Origin of the sequence: Prevotella sp. P2-180 (assembly GCF_002251435.1) — a bacterium.
Taxonomy (GTDB): Bacteria; Bacteroidota; Bacteroidia; order Bacteroidales; family Bacteroidaceae; genus Prevotella.
In genome coordinates, this window is the sequence record NZ_NPJI01000067.1 from 66,520 (window position 1) to 82,301 (window position 15,782).

The following is a 15,782-nucleotide window of genomic DNA, read 5'->3' on the forward strand; positions in this document are numbered from 1 at the left end:
TCTTTTACTACATTAACATGTTGTATATATTACAGTTTCACCCTTATGTCCATTCCCACCTGAAGCGGGGTGCCGCGCTGGGCGAAGGAGCGGCGGACTCCGTCGACACTGCTGTTTACCAAGAATGTGTTATAGCCCGTGTCGGTGAGATTGCGGCCCCAAAGGTCGAGGTCGAAACAACCGAAGTCGAAGGTGAGGTGGGCGCCTAACACGGCATAAAGGTCCTGTTTGAATTCGTTGGCTGCATCCCAGTATGTAGGACCGTTGCACACGAGGTTTGCGCCGGGGATGATGTTCTTCAGAAGGCCGTTGGCACTTACGGGGATGCGGTAGTCGGCAGTGAGGCTCATAGTGTGGGCCGGTACGAAAGGTACTTTCTTGCCTCTGTAGTCAACGGCTGTGGTCTGCTTCTTGCCGTCCTCGCCGGTGATGCTGACGCTGTCGGTGTAGTTGCGGAAGGTGGAGCGGGTGAAGCCGTAGGTAGCGGTCCATGAAAGGCGGTCGTCGAGAAGGCTTCCCCTAAGCGATATTTCAGCACCGCAGCTTGCGCTTCTTCCCGCATTTACCATCATTCGTCCGTATCCATAGTTTCCCGCCATCACTGAAAGTTGCTGGTTTTGTATGCGCATGTAGAATACTGCAAGATCGGCGTGAAGCCTGTTGTCGAAGAGGTTGAGGTGGGTTCCTGCTTCGTAGTTCCAACTTTCTTCAGGTTTGTATGATATGGTCTGGTTCACGTTCTCGTAGTCTGCATCGGTATGTGTGACGTTCATGTCGCCCTTCATCAGTTGCGCCATTCCGGCTCCCAACGAGCGTTGTTCGGTTTGGAAGATGTCGCTGAACATCTGCAGGTTGTAGCCTCCAGCCCTGAATCCCTTGCTCACCACAGCGTAGAACTGGTTGCCGTTGTCATTTTGGTATGTGAGCGCAAACTTTGGCAGCAGTTGGTTGTAGCCTTCTGACGTTGACGATTTCAGTGCGCTGGTGTACTGGCTGTCAAACTTCACCGGACGTCCCATCATCTGTGCGTCGCATGCCAGTCTGAACTGTGCCTTCGTGTCGTAGTCGATCTCCACGTGCTGGTAGTCGTATCTCAGTCCGAGGGTGAGTCTGAGCCGGTTTGTGAGGAATATGTTTGACTCGTGGTATACGCCGATGTTTAGCAGCGGGGTGTGAAAGAGTCCGGGCACACTGTTTTCGCTGAGTGTCATGAGTTTAGCCACCTGCGAAGGCATTCCGAGGTAGGAGAGGATGTTCTTGTTCATGTCGTCGCCAAAGAACACGGGACCTAAGGTGCGCAGCCATTTATGGCTGAAGAACAGTCCGGAGGTGTGGTGCCATCGTGTATTGCCAGTTGAGCGTAGTGTGAGTTCCTGACTGATGGAATTCATTTTCTGTTTTTGTATGAGACGCATGAAGTCTTCGGGCAGGTAGTCCTGGTCCATGGTCATCTTGTCGTCCACGTACTGGTAGCTGGTCATGGAGCTGAGCATCAGCCTCTCAGTATTGTATGTGATGTTCAGTCCGGTGGTGACCATCTGTCGGCGGTAGCTGTTGTTGAACGTGGTATTTGGGTCGTTGAAAATTTTGTTGTCTGTATCATACTCGCCGTAAGGGAATGCGTCTTGCAAAACCCACTGGTAGTCGGCGTTGAGGTCGAAGGTGAGTTTTTCGGAGGGCTTGAACAATAGTCTCACTTTGCCGCCCGCCTCATCGCTTTTGTCTGCCTTGCGGTCGAGTAGCCTGTTGTTGAAAAATCCCTGCTGTCCGTTGTAGAATACAGCTGTGGAGAAGGCGAAATTCTCAGAAGGCCTGTGGTAGTGTGCCACTTCCACATGTCCGGTCATCCCGGTGGAAAGGCCTGCTCGCAGGTCGGTACCCTGATAGTTCATAGGGTTTTTGGTGTACATTCCGATAATGCCTCCCTCAGCGTTTATACCGTAGAGAGTGCCTTGTGGTCCGCGCAGTACGTCAATTCTGTCGGTCTGATAAAAATATCTGTTGAAGGCGCTTTTGTCTACAAGCGGAATGTTGTCGTAGTATACTCCAACGGCCGACGAACCAGTTCTTGATCCTATACCTCTTATATATGTTGAGGAGGTGAGCCTTGAACCATATTGCGGTATGACCATAGTGGGCACGAGCGACGAGAGCTGGCTCATGTTGTTAATGTTAAGCGTAGTGAGTTCGTGTTCGGTAAACACGGTGCTACTTATTGGCTGTCGTCTGAGTGTCAATACTTCTTTTAGTTGAGACACGACGATTATTTCGTCAAGGTCAACAACCTTTGAAGTGTCAATGCGGCTTTCGTATCTTGGTGTAGTATTTACCGCAACGTTTTCTGTTGCAAGAGCCTCCATTGGTGCTGCGAGCAAAAGTGAGAGAAACAGTTTTGTTGTTTTCATTCCAATTATATGTATTTTTACTTTTTTTGTTTTCGGGTGCAAAGGTACAGGTTTGTCATGTACTGTACAATCCTAATTTGTTATGATTTTGGCATTTTTGTATTGAAAAAAGTGAAAAAGAGAGCCGAAAATTTGGAAATGACAATAAATAGTGTTACATTTGCCAAAGATATTAAACAATATTTCTTGAAACAATAATGGACAGAAACTCTTTCCGTCGTTATTTCGGCGACCAGCGTAAGCTGAAGCGTATTGTCGACTTCCTGATAATGAATCAGAAACTTACACGTCCGAGATGGTATGTGAGGATGCTGATGCCTTTATATCAGCGGCGTGCATGGTCGGCCACCATCTATAGAAGTGTGAGGATGGATACACCTCCATACAGGCAGTTTGCCATCGGCAAGAGAAGTGTGGTGGAATCGTTTGCTTGCATAAACAATGCTGTGGGAGATGTGCTGATAGGTGACTACTCGCGTGTAGGCCTTCACTCTACGGTGATAGGGCCAGTGACCATTGGCTCTCATGTGAATCTTGCCCAAGGTGTGGTGATTACCGCCCTTAACCATAATTTTTCCGACTCTTCGACGCCCATCGACGCCCAGGGTGTGGCAACAAGCAAGGTGACAGTGGGCGATGATGTGTGGATAGGCGCAAATGCCGTTGTTTTGCCTGGAGTGACCATTGGATCCCATTCGGTGGTGGCTGCAGGGGCTGTTGTGACACACGACGTGCCGGAACACAGTCTGGTGGCAGGTGTACCGGCTGTAGTGAAACGGAAAATATGAGGGAAGAGGAGTAACTCCTTATAATTATTATTTGCTTATGAAAATTGGAATAGAAGCACAGAGAATATTCCGCCACAAAAAGCATGGAATGGATTTTGTGGTGCTTGAAGAGATAAAACAGTTGCAGAAGATTGACAAACGCAACGAGTATTTCATTTTTGTGAAACCGGGCCCCGACCATTGTATAAAAAGCTCCGTGAACTGCCATGTTATTGAGGTGAAGTGCCCTTCTTATCCACTCTGGGAACAGGTAGCCCTGCCGCGTGCCGCTAAGCGGTGCGGGGTTGAACTGCTGCACTGTACGAGCAACACAGCTCCTGTGTTCTGTAACATACCGCTTGTGCTTACTCTCCACGATATCATTTTCCTTGAGCCCCGCGGCAGCCACAACAAGTCGCTATACCAGAATCTTGGAAGACTATACCGACGTATGGTGGTGCCGCAAATCATCGAAAAGTGCAGGCGCATCATTACGGTGTCGCATTTTGAGGAAGAAAACATCAACAACAAACTATGTCTTCCCCCTGGAAAGGTGACAATGATATACAACGGATATAACGAGTGGTTCAGCAAACGCAATTATGATGCCAAGGTAATAGGCCGTTACATTGATGCCCCAGATTATTTCTTCTTCCTAGGCAACACCGATCCGAAGAAGAATACCGAACGCACTTTACTTGCCTATTCACAGTATCTGCTGAAGTCGAAGGTGAAACGCAGGTTGCTTGTGGCTGACATCAAGGCGGCAGAGGTGGATGCCATATTGAAACGTTACGGTATGAGTTATATACGCGAAAAGATAGTTGTGGCGGGGTATATAAAGAATAGCGACCTGCCGCATATATATAGCAGTTCCTTTGCCTTTCTCTACACCTCATTACGCGAGAGCTTTGGAATACCGTTGCTTGAGGCCATGGCTTGTGGTACGGCGGTGGTGACGAGTAACACGTCGTCGATGCCTGAGATTGCAGGCAGTAATGCCGCCTTGGTGAATCCGGAGGATGCCGACAGCATTGCTATGATGATGTTGAAACTTGAAACCGACGATGACTTTCGCAGCCGTATGATAGAGCAAGGCCTGCAGCGCACACGCTTGTTCTCGTGGCGCAATACGGCAGAGCAGTTGCTTGGGGTATATGCGTCGGTATGAGAGAAAACGTTATCGCTCCTTTCAGTTAACTCTTTTCTTCACACTCTCCAAACTCGAGCATAAGTTGTTTGGCAGCGGTGGAATTTTTGTTTATGCGGTAATAGCCTTTGGTTGGCATTCTCTCTACAATAGAGGAAGGCGATTTGGAGTTGCGCGAAAGAAAAATCTGTATCTGACGGTAAACCAAGTCGTATTCGGGCGTGAAAAAGAAGGTGCGGCTGAGGTTATAGACGCTTCTGACCAAATGGCGAAGCGATATTCCCTTGTCGCCCATTTTCACGAGTATTTGAATGGTGTATCGTTCGTAGGTAGTCATGCAAGTGAAAAAAAGAGGCTGGCAACACAGAATATGCTACCAGCCTCTTTATGTAAAGAAAAAAATTAAGCCAATGTAACTTTGTCTTCTGCTGATACAATCTTGCCTTCCTTGAAGAGCCATCCAGCACCCAGAAGAGCCTCGCCCTCAGAGATATTTGCCAGCTTGGCTATTTCGCTGATGGTCATTGCAGTGCCTGTAGATGCAAGAGCCTGGTAAACATCTCCAGCCTTAAATCCTGCGTTTTCTGCTGTTACAGCAACTGTGACCTTCTTTGTAGCACAAGTCTTCTTTGCTGTTGTGGTCTTCTTCGCAGCTGTGGTCTTTGCTGCGGTCTCTTTCTTTGTAGTTTTCTTTTCTGCCATAATTCTAATGATATAAAACTTGTTTAGTTCGGATCTCTCTCTTAATCCGTTGCAAAATTAGGTTAATATTTTCAAATTGCAAAATATTTCGGCAACTAAAATGATGATTTTTCATCTTAGTTGCCGATTGTGTAATTTTTATTGACTTATGTCAATGTAAATAATACTTATTCTTGACGTAAGTCAATCTTAAGTTGCAGTTCTTCAAGCTGTTTCGGGTCAAGTTCACCTGGAGCGTCGAGCATCACGTCGCGTCCGCTATTGTTCTTCGGGAAGGCGATGCAGTCGCGTATGGAGTCGAGTCCTGCCATGATGCTCACGAAGCGGTCGAGACCGAAGGCGAGTCCTGCGTGTGGAGGAGCGCCATACTTGAAGGCATTGATAAGGAAACCGAACTGTGCCATGGCGCGTTCTGGGGTGAATCCGAGAATGTCGAACATCTTCGCCTGTAGTTTGCTGTCGTGGATACGCAAGCTGCCGCCTCCCACTTCTATGCCGTTGCACACAAAGTCGTAGGCCTTGGCCCTAACCTGTTCGGGATGAGAGTCGAGCAGAGGGATGTCGTCGGGGTTAGGCATTGTGAAGGGATGGTGTGTTGCCATGAGGCGTTGTTCTTCGTCGCTCCATTCAAACAGCGGGAAGTCTACAATCCACAGACACTCAAACTTCTTCTTGTCGCGGAGGCCAAGGCGGTCGGCCATTTCCAGGCGCAGTGTGCAGAGCTGTGTGCGTGTCTTGTTGGTCTTGTCGCCGCTGAGAATGAGCACGAGGTCGCCGTCGTTGGCTCCCATTTTCTCTTTCACCTTCTGCAGGGTCTCGGCATCGTAGAATTTGTCGATACTTGACTTCACTGTTCCGTCGGCGTTGTATTTGATATATACAAGACCCTTGGCTCCTACCTGCGGTCGCTTTACGAAGTCTGTGAGCTGGTCGAGTTGTTTTCTTGTATAGTCGGCACATCCCGGTACGCAGATGCCGCCTATGTATTCAGCTTGGTCGAACACGGCGAAAGTTCCAGTCTTCAACACGTCCATGAGTTCTACAAATTCCATTCCGAATCTCAGGTCAGGCTTGTCGCTGCCGAATCGTCTCATTGCCTCGTGCCAAGTCATCTGTTGTAGCTTCTCAGGCAGTTCTACGTTGAGCACTTCCTTGAACAGGCATCTTGCCATGTCTTCAAACAGGCAGATCACGTCTTCCTGATCCACGAAGCTCATCTCGCAGTCAATCTGAGTGAACTCTGGCTGTCGGTCGGCTCTGAGGTCCTCGTCGCGGAAGCACTTTGCTATTTGGAAGTATCTGTCAAATCCGCTCACCATTAGCAACTGTTTCAGTGTCTGCGGGCTTTGTGGCAGAGCGTAGAACTGTCCAGGGTTCATTCTTGAAGGCACCACGAAGTCTCTTGCCCCTTCCGGTGTTGAGCCTATGAGTATAGGCGTCTCCACCTCGATGAAGTTTTTCGAGTCGAGGAAGTTTCTTATGATGATGGTCATGCGGTGGCGCAGTTCGAGGTTTTTCCTCACTGTCGGTCGTCGCAGGTCGAGGTATCTGTACTTCATTCGGATGTCGTCGCCACCGTCGGTATTATCTTCGATGGTGAATGGCGGTGTAGCGCTTTCGCTTAGGATGTTCATTTCCTTAGCGATGATTTCAATTTCCCCGGTAGGGATGTTTTTGTTTTTGCTTTCACGTTCGCTCACTGTGCCAATCACTTGTATGCAGTATTCACGTCCGAGCTTGTTAGCCCTTTCACACAGTTGTGCATCTATAGCCTCGTTAAACACGAGTTGTGTGATGCCATATCTGTCGCGGAGGTCGACGAAAGTCATTCCTCCCATTTTTCGTGTGCGCTGCACCCATCCGGCCAGTGTCACTTCTTTTCCGGCATCGGAGAGTCTAAGCTCTCCGCAAGTATTTGATCTATACATATTTATATAATATTTTGTTTATATTTACGTTGTTGCTCTTTTCAGGAGTTTATTCTTTACAAGTCCCTAAGTTTTATATCCCTTGCCGAGTATAGGAAACAGGTTCTGAGTTTGATAGCTTTTCTCCATGTCTCCGACTTTATCGTGTTTTCGGGCAGTTTTATTTTCCATTTGCCTTGTGATTCCAGGCGGTCGATCATTATTCCAAAGGTCATTTTGTCACCGCTTATGGCAGGCACGAACCTTGTTTGTTCTCCCTTTTCGTCGCCCGATATTTCGCATACCAGTCTTGCCTGCTGCATATTGTATAGAAGTTCGTTGACGATGCGTATGGGTATTTGGGTCTTGTCTCGCAGTTCCTCGTTAGTGTAAGGTCGTCCGCCTTTGTCGTGCTGTTTGCACAGACATGAAAGAATCATGGCCGACAGCATGAGTTTGTATCTGTGGCTGATGTCATCCACAGAGGTGTTAAAGTCGAAAAAGTCCACATTCTGACTCGTGTAGCACAATTCGGCTCCGAAGAGGCAGATGATCCAGCTTATCTGAATCCAGAGCATGAACATTGGCAGTGCGGCAAATGAACCATATATGGCATTATAGCTTGACACCCAAATCTGCGAATTGATATATGCAAACTGCAATATTTGCATGGCCACACCAGCGAGTATACCTGGAGCTATGCAGTGAGACAATCTCACGTGAGTGTTTGGCATAAACACGTATAGTCCTATGAACATCAGCGACATGATGACAAAGGGCGAAAGATTTATCAATAGTTTCACTGTAGGTGTGAGCACCGATACGTATGGTATCAGGGCTGTGATGTTGGCGAAGAAGAAGCTGAGACCCGACATGAGCACAATGGCAATGGGGCAGAGGAAGAGCATGGCCACGTAGTCTGTGACCGTGCGAAAGAGGCTTCTTTGTCGTTTCACGTTCCAGATGGTGTTGAACACGCTTTCTATGTTCATGACAAGCATCAGCACAGTGTAGAGCATCACCACGAGTCCCACACCGAGGAAGATGCTGCTTTGAGTGTGTATGAGATAACTGTTGACAAATCCGATGAGAGTGTCTGCCACTGCAGGTTGTGAGCTGAATGCGTCGCGAAACCATGTCTCGATGTATTTGCTGTAGCCGAAACCCCTTGCCACGGCAAATACCACCGCCATCACTGGTACTATGGCGAGCAAGGTGGAGTAGGTGAGTGCAGAGGCATCGCTCATTACTCTTTTTGCGGTGAAGAATTTTATGGCGAGCATGAGTCTTCTCCATGTCTTCGCCATTATTATTTTCATCGTGTCTTTATACATCGCAGGTTGTTTCTGTATTAAAAAAAAGGAACACTGCCGCTATAAGCCGGGTTCTGTGCGCTGTTGTTGCCTTCAGCGTGCCTGTCATTTATCTAATCCGTATGTCACCACACGGCTTTAGCGTTCTACCCTCCATCGCAGCAATATGCTTTGGGCGGACAACCCTTTTTACGATGGTATACATGAACTTGCAGCCCCCAGAAGGCACAGCCCGCCGATCGCCCGGCGGCTGGTGGTCTCTTACACCACCTTCTCACCCTTACCCTTTCGCACTTGTGTGAGTGTGTCGGGGCGGTAGTTTTCTTCTGCCTTATCCTACTGTTGCCAATAGCTTCCACTTTCAGAAGTGGGGTGTCCTGTGCTGCCCGGACTTTCCTCTCGCCCTGCCTTTCAGCAGCGCCAGCGACAAGCCGCGCCAGTGTTTCCGTGTGCAAAGGTAGTGCAAGTTTTAGACAATACAAAATAAAAAGGCAATTTTTTTATTTTGTATTGTTAAAACGCCGCCTATCTTATTCAAAGGTAGTGCAAGTTTTAGACAATACAAAATAAAAAGGCATTTTTTTTATTTTGTATTGTTAAAACGCCGCCCTCACAACTTCTTCGGCGAATAAATAGCATTCCACCAAGAGTCGTCGCCTTTGAGATAAAGGTCAAACCATGCCACGATGGTGTTTATCCAACTGGTACGTTTCACGGGATCCATGATGCCGTGGTTTTCACCTTCAACCTGAACAAAGGCCGTTGGGATGCCGAGAAGACGGAGGGCGGTGTACATCTGTATGCTCTCACCTATGGGCACGTTGGTGTCGGCAGTGCCATGGGTGAAGAGAATGGGCTTGTGTATCTTGTCGGCAAGGAACAGTGGAGAACGGTCGACGAAGAGATCCTTGCGAGTCCATGGATAGCTGTTGGCAGCCGATGTCTCGCTGTATGAATAGCCCCAGTAGCCTTCACCCCAATAGCTTGTGTGGTCGCTGATGCCGGCATGCGACACTCCGCATGCAAAGGGATTGTCCTTGGTCATCATATACTGGGTCATAAATCCGCCGTAGGATGCCGACACGCAGCCGATGTGGTCGGCGTCGCATTGTGGCACGTCTTTCACAAACTGGCGAGTGGCGTCGATGATGTCCTGTGCCACGCCCTCTCCCATGGTGTTAACATGGCGCGATGCCCATTCCTGTCCGAATCCCGATGCACCAGAAGGATTCACCGTAAACACGATATAGCCCAGTGCATTCCAGTATTGTGTCGGATAGTGAGAACCATTGCCGAAGCGTCGTGAGGTGGGTGAACATCCACCATAGTAATGAACGATTACGGGATATTTCTTCTCGCTATCAAAGTCGGCAGGCAGGTTATAGAATCCAGTCACCTCATATCCCCTTGAAGTCATGAACTTCCATGGCTTTGTGGTTCCCACCTTTAGGTCTTTGAACATCTCTTTGTTAGGAGCAGCGGCGAGTGTGGCTTTCGGATTTTTTGCCGGTGAGGTGATGTTGTAAACCTCGTAAGGCTGGCTTGCTGAACTTCCGTGTACCATGATGTTGCCGCCCTTCTGTGCTATGCTCAGTCCGTTGAGCACCTCCATGGGTTGTCTCACCATGATGGAGCGCAGTGTCTTGGGGTCAACGCGGTATAGGCTCACGCTGTCGCCGTTCTGTGCTGTATAGTATATGCAGTGGTCGACATACGAGTAGTCGATGTCGTTGATGCTGGTGGCATCGTCGGCAGTCAGTGGTGTCACGTTGCGTGTGGCGGTGTCCATGAGGTAGAGGTGATAGTCAAACGTGTTTGGTGTGCGTCCCTCGGGCACTCTGTTGCCTATTCCATTGAAGGCCTCGGTGCTGGCCTTGAACACAATCTTGTCGGGTCCGCCGGCATAGATGCCACGGCCTATGAATCCGTCTTTCTCCACCAGCATGCGCTTTTCCATGGTCACGAGGTCGAGGTCGTAGTATGTGAGTCGTGTGGTGGGACGCTGGATGAGCGAGTCGCTGGCCACCGAGAAAAGCAGGTGTCGTCCGTCGATGCTGATGTCGTCGACGTTGACGTTATGGTAAGTGTAAGTGAGCGGTTGCACCAGTCCAGATGCAATGTCCATTTTTGCCAGTGAGTATCGTGTGCGCCATCCTGGCTGTCTGTCGTCGGGATGAACAATCTCAAATACGCCGTTTTCCTTCCTTGGTCCTTTCTGTGTGGGCTGCAGTATTAAGAAGTCTTCAGTGGGCGAGAAGAAGAAGTAGTCGGCGGTTATGTTGTCCACTATCACTTTTTCCTCGCCAGTGGCAGGGTTGTATGTTATCACGTGTATCTTTCCGTCTTCGGTCTTGGTATAGTAGTATCTGTCAGTAGAAGGCATCCACGATGCATTTTCGCTGATGAAGCGTTTCGCTCCGGTCTTCAGGTCGACGAGCAGTTGTTCACCCTCTCTTTTGTTTGTCTTGTCATACCAGCTGTAGTTGATGAGAGCCCATCTTCCTGATGGCGACAGTGAAGCTCTTGAAGTCACCCTTGTGCCAAGTACGTCAGTCATGGTAAACCTTCTCATTCCGTCGTTGAGAGTCTCGAAATCTTCTGTTGGCAACGAGATTTCCAATCCGGTGCTGTCGGCAATGAACTTCAGGCAGAGGCTATGGTAGCCGGGCTGCAGTGTGAGCGAAGATGAAGCTTCCTTTCCGTCTACAAACACCTTATATTTCTTCGAGCCCTTGATGTTCATCTGTACGTTTTTGAGATACTTCTTTGCGTTGATGTCAAATCCCACTATATTGAGTGTGGCAGAATCGAGTTTCAGCGACTCCACATCAGCAAGAGGCTTCTGCTTGATGATGTCGAGCGACAGTGGAGTGTTGATGGCGTTGTCGGCCATCGTATTTTCTGCGAAACGCTTTTGCGTATTGTCAATGCTGTCGAGCACTATAGGCTGTGAGATTCTGAACGGTCCTGCGTGGCGCACTTTGTTTACCACGTTGTCGGCTTTGAGTGTTGCCGATGCCATGACGATAGGCAACACAAGAATTGATAGTTTTTTGTTTACTTTCATATTAGTAATTATTAGTTCGTTTTGAAAACATCGGCAGGGTGAGGAGAAGGATTCCGCGACCTGTAGACGATTTCATCATACGTGAAAACAATATATACTTCTTCGTATACGATTTATCTGGTAGTGGGAAGAGACCTTCGCTTTCGAGTTCCTCTAATCTTTCGTTGAGGAAGTGTCGGGAGCGGGTGGAGACGATTATGTCGCTGAGATAGTCCATCGTGAGCTGTGCCACCTTCCGGTTCATGGCTTGTCGCTCCTCGTAGGGCAAGGTGTCGGCCCGTCTGTTTAGCCTTCTTATTACGGTGAGCGTGTCGTCGAGACGTTTCAGACTCTGCCGCTTGTCCTCTTTATGTTTAGGCACACCGCCTTGCCCTCGGTGGAAGTAGGCCGGAATGTCGAGATTATAGAGCCGCTCGCTTCTCAGCACGAGTTGCGGTGTGAATTCCTCATCTTCATTCACAATATCGTTTGGAAATCTCAGGTTGTGGAGTATGTCGCGCTTGAACACGTAAGCACACGCCTTTCCCCTTAGACTATTGTTGCGCATATATTCAGTACCGGTTATCGGCTGAGGGTTGAAAGCGTCAATGTCTTTTGCTTTCGACTCGTTGTGAGAAAAATTGAACATCACGATGTCAGGGTCTTTAAATCTCACAATATCGAGACATTTCTCGTAAGCCTTGGCGAGCAGATAATCGTCGGAGTTCACAAACTGCAGGAAGATTCCGGTGGCTATAGATATGCCCATGTTTCTTGCCATGCCGAGACCACGATTAGGCTGCCTGACATATATCAGTTCATCGGCATAGTCGTCGAGTTCGTTTACAGGACTGATGTCTGCCCCGTCGTCAACCACTATTATTTCCCTTTCCTCCTTACTCAGCGACAGTGACGCGATGCTGTCCAAGCATTTCCTCAGTAAGGAAATCTCCTCGTTGTGGTATGTCACTACGAAGGAAACCAGTGGAAGATGTTTGTTTCTTGTATCCATATTTGCGGTCGATATCTTGTAATTGATTTGCAAAATTACGACTTTTTTTGTTATTGGCAAGCAAAAAAGCCATTATTTCAACAAATATTATAATAAAAAGGTGAGAAAAACGTTATAATAATAGTATGTCAGAAGAGAATAACAAATCAAATAGCTATCGTCATGTGCTTAAATACACCAGTGTGTTCGGTGGCGCCCAAGGCCTGAATATTCTGATAGGTCTTGTACGAAACAAGTGTGTGGCTCTGATACTCGGTCCCTCCGGAATGGGCCTTATGTCGCTATTGAACACCGCTGCCACTTTTCTCTCCCAAGCCACCAACTTGGGCATCTCCTTCAGTGCCATACGGCGCACGTCGGAGATTTTCGACAGTGGTGATAGGCATACACTCCTCGACTACATCTCAGTTATAAGGACATGGTCGGCAGTGGCAGCCGCCTTAGGAGCCTTGGCGTGTCTTGTCCTGGGTCCGCTGCTCGACACCCTTTCGTTTTCATGGGGAAACCATACTCACCATTTTGTGTTGCTCACCCCCGCCGTTGTCATGACCGCCCTTGCCGGCGGAGAGTTGGCTATACTGAAAGGCACAAGGCGGCTGAAGGAGCTGGTGGGCCTGCAGATTGTCTCAGCCGTGCTCTCGTTGCTTTTGGCTGTGCCGCTCTTTTGGTTGTTCAACTACAAGGCCATTGTTCCGGTCATTTCGCTTATGGCTCTTGTCAACTTCTTGCCCGCATTGTATGTAAGCATGCTTCATTATCCCTATCATGTGAAATTCACCCGCGACAGTCTCGCCAAGGGAATTCCGATAGTTAAGATGGGTGTGGCGTTCACAGTGGCTGCGGCAGTGGCAAGCGGTGCCGACATGCTTGTAAGGTCGCTTCTCAACCAGTATGTCGACCTCGACGCAGTAGGACTGTTCAATGCGGCTTACATGATTACCATCACCTATTCCGGACTGGTGTTTTCTTCTATGGAAAACGACTATTTCCCGCGACTTTCGGCAGTGAACAGCGACAACAGACTCGTGGCAGAGGTGGTGAATCGTCAGGTGGAAGTCACACTGCTGCTGATGTCGCCATTGCTTTGCCTTCTCATCACCACACTGCCCATAGCCATCCCCCTGCTCTTCAGCAGTGAGTTTTTGCCCGTGGTGCCTATGGCCCAGACGCTGTCGTTGGCGTTGTGTTTCAAGGCAGTTACACTTCCTATGGCCTATGTCAATCTCGCCAAGGGAAAGTCACGTGCCTATATGATATTGGAGTGCGGATATAGTGTGCTGTTTATGCTCGGGTCATACTTCTCGGTAGTGTGGTACGGACTCGATGGCATAGGGTGGGCCATAGTCATTGTCCATGCCATTGAGACGCTTGCCATCTATATCTATCTGCGTCGCCGTTTCGGAGTTGCACTGTCAGTACAGTCGCTGTCGGGTATGGCCGCGATAATGCTCTTTGCCGTAGTGACTTTCCTGTCGTGCCGTTGTATGGAAGGATGGATGTCGTGGGCAGTAGGTCTCACCATGTCGGCAGTCTCATTTGGGCTCTCTTTCAGAAGTCTGAGAAACAAGCGTAAAGCGTAAACCTTTACGTGCGTTTTTACCAAAAAAAGTTGGTGTTATTACAATATAATGTGTACTTTTGCATCGGAAAAAGAAAACTATAAAACAAATAATGTATATGAAACCATTAAACAAAGTCTTCGCTCCTAAGAGCGTCATGCCTGAAAAGGTCATCCAGTTTGGTGAGGGTAACTTCCTCCGCGCATTCGTAGATTGGATTATTTGGAACATGAACCAGAAAACCGACTTCAACGGCTCGGTGGTTGTCGTACAACCTATTGAAAAAGGTATGGTAGACTGGCTCAACGCACAAGACTGTCTGTATCACGTCAACCTTCAGGGACGCGAGAACGGAAAGCCAGTGAACACACTTGAGCGCATAGACTGTATCAGCCGCGCACTCAACCCATATTCGCAGAACGCTGCATTCATGGCTCTTGCCGACCAGCCCGAGATACGCTTTGTCATCTCAAACACTACAGAGGCCGGTATAGCCTTCGACCCTTCTTGCAAGCTTGACGACGCTCCTGCTTCATCATATCCCGGAAAGCTCGTGCAGCTGCTCTATCGTCGTTGGCAGACCTTCAACGGCGATCCTACAAAGGGACTCATCATCTTCCCTTGCGAGCTGATATTCCTCAACGGACATGTATTGAAAGACTGCATCAACAAATATATAGAGCTCTGGAAACTGCCACAGGAGTTTAAGGCTTGGTTTGACAACAGCTGCGGTGTATACGCAACACTCGTTGACCGCATCGTGCCTGGATTCCCACGCAAGGAGATTGCACAGATTCAGGAGAAGATAAGCTATCGCGACAACCTCGTGGTACAGGCTGAGACCTTCCACCTCTGGGTGATTGAGGCTCCGAAGGAAGTGGCAAAGGAATTCCCTGCCGACAAGGCTGGACTCCACGTTCTCTTCGTGCCTTCAGAGGAGCCATACCACAAGCGTAAGGTGACTCTGCTCAACGGCCCGCACACCGTGCTCTCTCCAGTGGCTTTCCTCAGCGGCGTGAACATCGTGCGCGACGCTTGCAACCACGAGGTCATCTCAAAATACATTCACAAGGTGCAGTTCGACGAGCTCATGCAGACTCTCGACCTGCCTATGGAGGAACTGGAGAAGTTTGCAAGCGACGTGCTGGAGCGCTTCGACAATCCATACGTAGACCATCAGGTGACAAGCATCATGCTCAACTCATTCCCCAAGTTCTGTGCCCGCGACCTTCCAGGAGTGAAGACATATCTCGAGCGCAAAGGCGAGCTGCCTAAGGGTCTTGTATTCGGTCTCGCTGCCATCATCACCTACTATAAGGGTGGAAAGCGTGAAGACGGTGTGGAAATCGTTCCAAACGACTCACAGGAAATCATGGACCTCTTGAAGGATCTCTGGGCTACTGGCGACACTCAGAAGGTGGCCGACGGCGTGCTTGGTGCCACAAGCATCTGGAGCGAGGATCTCAACAAGGTTGAGGGTCTCAACGCCATGGTTAAGCAGTATCTCGACCTCATCCAGTCGAAGGGTATGCTCGAGGCTGTAAAGACCATCATCTAACCCCGTTCATCTTGATTGTTTTACATAACCTAATTAAAGCCGCAGACGCTCAGGCAAAGGAGCAGTCTGCGGCTGTTTTTATGTGAAGTGGGGAGTTTTATATTACATGCGGCTGTCACACCTATGACATGCGGCTGTCATAACTTGACAGTCAGCAATACATAAAAGTTATGAGGAGAACACCAATTGGTATGATTAACACAGTACTCCGTACTGAGTACTATAGTACTCTGCCTTGGATTACACCAGTACTCTGCCTTGGATTACACCAGTACTCTGCTTGGATTACACCAGTACTCTGCCCAGAGTACTGCGGTACTCCCGCCTAAGTACTGGAGTACTCTCGCGGGAGTACTGCCACAA

The 15,782-nt window shown here is 48.8% G+C and carries 12 protein-coding genes and 1 other RNA gene; 5 read left to right on the forward strand and 8 right to left on the reverse strand.

Going from position 1 to position 15,782, the window contains the following annotated elements:
* Positions 1–29: 29 nt before the first annotated feature.
* Positions 30–2,405 (reverse strand): TonB-dependent receptor, encoded by a 2,376-nt coding sequence (locus CIK98_RS09430; RefSeq protein ID WP_094383985.1) that lies wholly within the window; start codon positions 2,403–2,405, stop codon positions 30–32.
* 197 nt (positions 2,406–2,602) lie between these two features.
* Here CIK98_RS09430 and CIK98_RS09435 point away from each other — a divergent pair, with 197 nt between their 5' ends.
* Both CIK98_RS09435 and CIK98_RS09440 read left to right on the forward strand, forming a co-directional pair.
* The gene (locus tag CIK98_RS09435; protein ID WP_094383986.1) at positions 2,603–3,193 is read left to right on the forward strand and encodes a DapH/DapD/GlmU-related protein; all 591 of its coding nucleotides are present in this window, start codon (positions 2,603–2,605) and stop codon (positions 3,191–3,193) included.
* Positions 3,194–3,230: 37 nt separating this feature from the next.
* Positions 3,231–4,343, forward strand: a complete 1,113-nt coding sequence (locus CIK98_RS09440) for a glycosyltransferase family 1 protein (RefSeq protein ID WP_094383987.1) — start codon at positions 3,231–3,233, stop codon at positions 4,341–4,343.
* A gap of 25 nt (positions 4,344–4,368) precedes the next feature.
* Here CIK98_RS09440 and CIK98_RS09445 read toward each other — a convergent pair whose 3' ends face one another.
* The 7 genes from CIK98_RS09445 to CIK98_RS09475 form a co-directional block, all read right to left on the reverse strand.
* Positions 4,369–4,659: a hypothetical protein gene (locus CIK98_RS09445; RefSeq protein WP_094383988.1), complete on the reverse strand. Its 291-nt coding sequence runs from the start codon at positions 4,657–4,659 to the stop codon at positions 4,369–4,371.
* A 65-nt stretch (positions 4,660–4,724) separates the two neighbouring features.
* Complete coding sequence (locus CIK98_RS09450) at positions 4,725–5,024, reverse strand: winged helix-turn-helix domain-containing protein (protein WP_094383989.1); 300 nt, start codon at positions 5,022–5,024, stop codon at positions 4,725–4,727.
* A gap of 167 nt (positions 5,025–5,191) precedes the next feature.
* Entirely contained in the window at positions 5,192–6,952 is a 1,761-nt protein-coding gene (gene aspS, locus CIK98_RS09455) for an aspartate--tRNA ligase (RefSeq protein WP_094383990.1), read from the reverse strand.
* 56 nt (positions 6,953–7,008) lie between these two features.
* Complete coding sequence (locus tag CIK98_RS09460) at positions 7,009–8,250, reverse strand: YihY/virulence factor BrkB family protein (RefSeq protein ID WP_172409892.1); 1,242 nt, start codon at positions 8,248–8,250, stop codon at positions 7,009–7,011.
* Positions 8,251–8,291: 41 nt separating this feature from the next.
* Positions 8,292–8,687: RNase P RNA component class A (gene rnpB / locus CIK98_RS09465), an RNA gene on the reverse strand.
* Between the two features lie 167 nt (positions 8,688–8,854).
* Complete coding sequence (locus CIK98_RS09470) at positions 8,855–11,311, reverse strand: prolyl oligopeptidase family serine peptidase (protein WP_094383992.1); 2,457 nt, start codon at positions 11,309–11,311, stop codon at positions 8,855–8,857.
* Between the two features lies 1 nt (position 11,312).
* Positions 11,313–12,302 (reverse strand): glycosyltransferase family 2 protein, encoded by a 990-nt coding sequence (locus CIK98_RS09475; protein ID WP_094383993.1) that lies wholly within the window; start codon positions 12,300–12,302, stop codon positions 11,313–11,315.
* Positions 12,303–12,427: 125 nt separating this feature from the next.
* On the opposite strand from CIK98_RS09475, the gene CIK98_RS09480 reads away from it, so the two are divergent.
* The 3 genes from CIK98_RS09480 to CIK98_RS18165 all read left to right on the forward strand — a co-directional run bounded on the left by CIK98_RS09480 (position 12,428) and on the right by CIK98_RS18165 (position 15,748).
* On the forward strand, positions 12,428–13,882 hold the full coding sequence (locus CIK98_RS09480; RefSeq protein WP_094383994.1) for an oligosaccharide flippase family protein: 1,455 nt from the start codon (positions 12,428–12,430) through the stop codon (positions 13,880–13,882).
* Positions 13,883–13,979: 97 nt separating this feature from the next.
* A complete protein-coding gene (locus CIK98_RS09485) occupies positions 13,980–15,419 on the forward strand; it encodes a tagaturonate reductase (protein WP_094384126.1) in 1,440 nt (479 codons plus the stop codon).
* 191 nt (positions 15,420–15,610) lie between these two features.
* Complete coding sequence (locus CIK98_RS18165) at positions 15,611–15,748, forward strand: hypothetical protein (RefSeq protein ID WP_172409893.1); 138 nt, start codon at positions 15,611–15,613, stop codon at positions 15,746–15,748.
* Positions 15,749–15,782: the final 34 nt, after the last annotated feature.

Coding starts and splice junctions, on each gene's coding strand:
- aspS (WP_094383990.1), bottom strand. CDS start 6,952: ATGTATAGATCAAATACTTGCGGAGAGCTTAGACTCTCCGATGCCGGA.
- CIK98_RS09445 (WP_094383988.1), bottom strand. CDS start 4,659: ATGACTACCTACGAACGATACACCATTCAAATACTCGTGAAAATGGGC.
- CIK98_RS09480 (WP_094383994.1), top strand. CDS start 12,428: ATGTCAGAAGAGAATAACAAATCAAATAGCTATCGTCATGTGCTTAAA.
- CIK98_RS09485 (WP_094384126.1), top strand. CDS start 13,980: ATGAAACCATTAAACAAAGTCTTCGCTCCTAAGAGCGTCATGCCTGAA.
- CIK98_RS09470 (WP_094383992.1), bottom strand. CDS start 11,311: ATGAAAGTAAACAAAAAACTATCAATTCTTGTGTTGCCTATCGTCATG.
- CIK98_RS09475 (WP_094383993.1), bottom strand. CDS start 12,302: ATGGATACAAGAAACAAACATCTTCCACTGGTTTCCTTCGTAGTGACA.
- CIK98_RS09435 (WP_094383986.1), top strand. CDS start 2,603: ATGGACAGAAACTCTTTCCGTCGTTATTTCGGCGACCAGCGTAAGCTG.
- CIK98_RS09450 (WP_094383989.1), bottom strand. CDS start 5,024: ATGGCAGAAAAGAAAACTACAAAGAAAGAGACCGCAGCAAAGACCACA.
- CIK98_RS09430 (WP_094383985.1), bottom strand. CDS start 2,405: ATGAAAACAACAAAACTGTTTCTCTCACTTTTGCTCGCAGCACCAATG.
- CIK98_RS09460 (WP_172409892.1), bottom strand. CDS start 8,250: ATGAAAATAATAATGGCGAAGACATGGAGAAGACTCATGCTCGCCATA.
- CIK98_RS09440 (WP_094383987.1), top strand. CDS start 3,231: ATGAAAATTGGAATAGAAGCACAGAGAATATTCCGCCACAAAAAGCAT.
- CIK98_RS18165 (WP_172409893.1), top strand. CDS start 15,611: ATGATTAACACAGTACTCCGTACTGAGTACTATAGTACTCTGCCTTGG.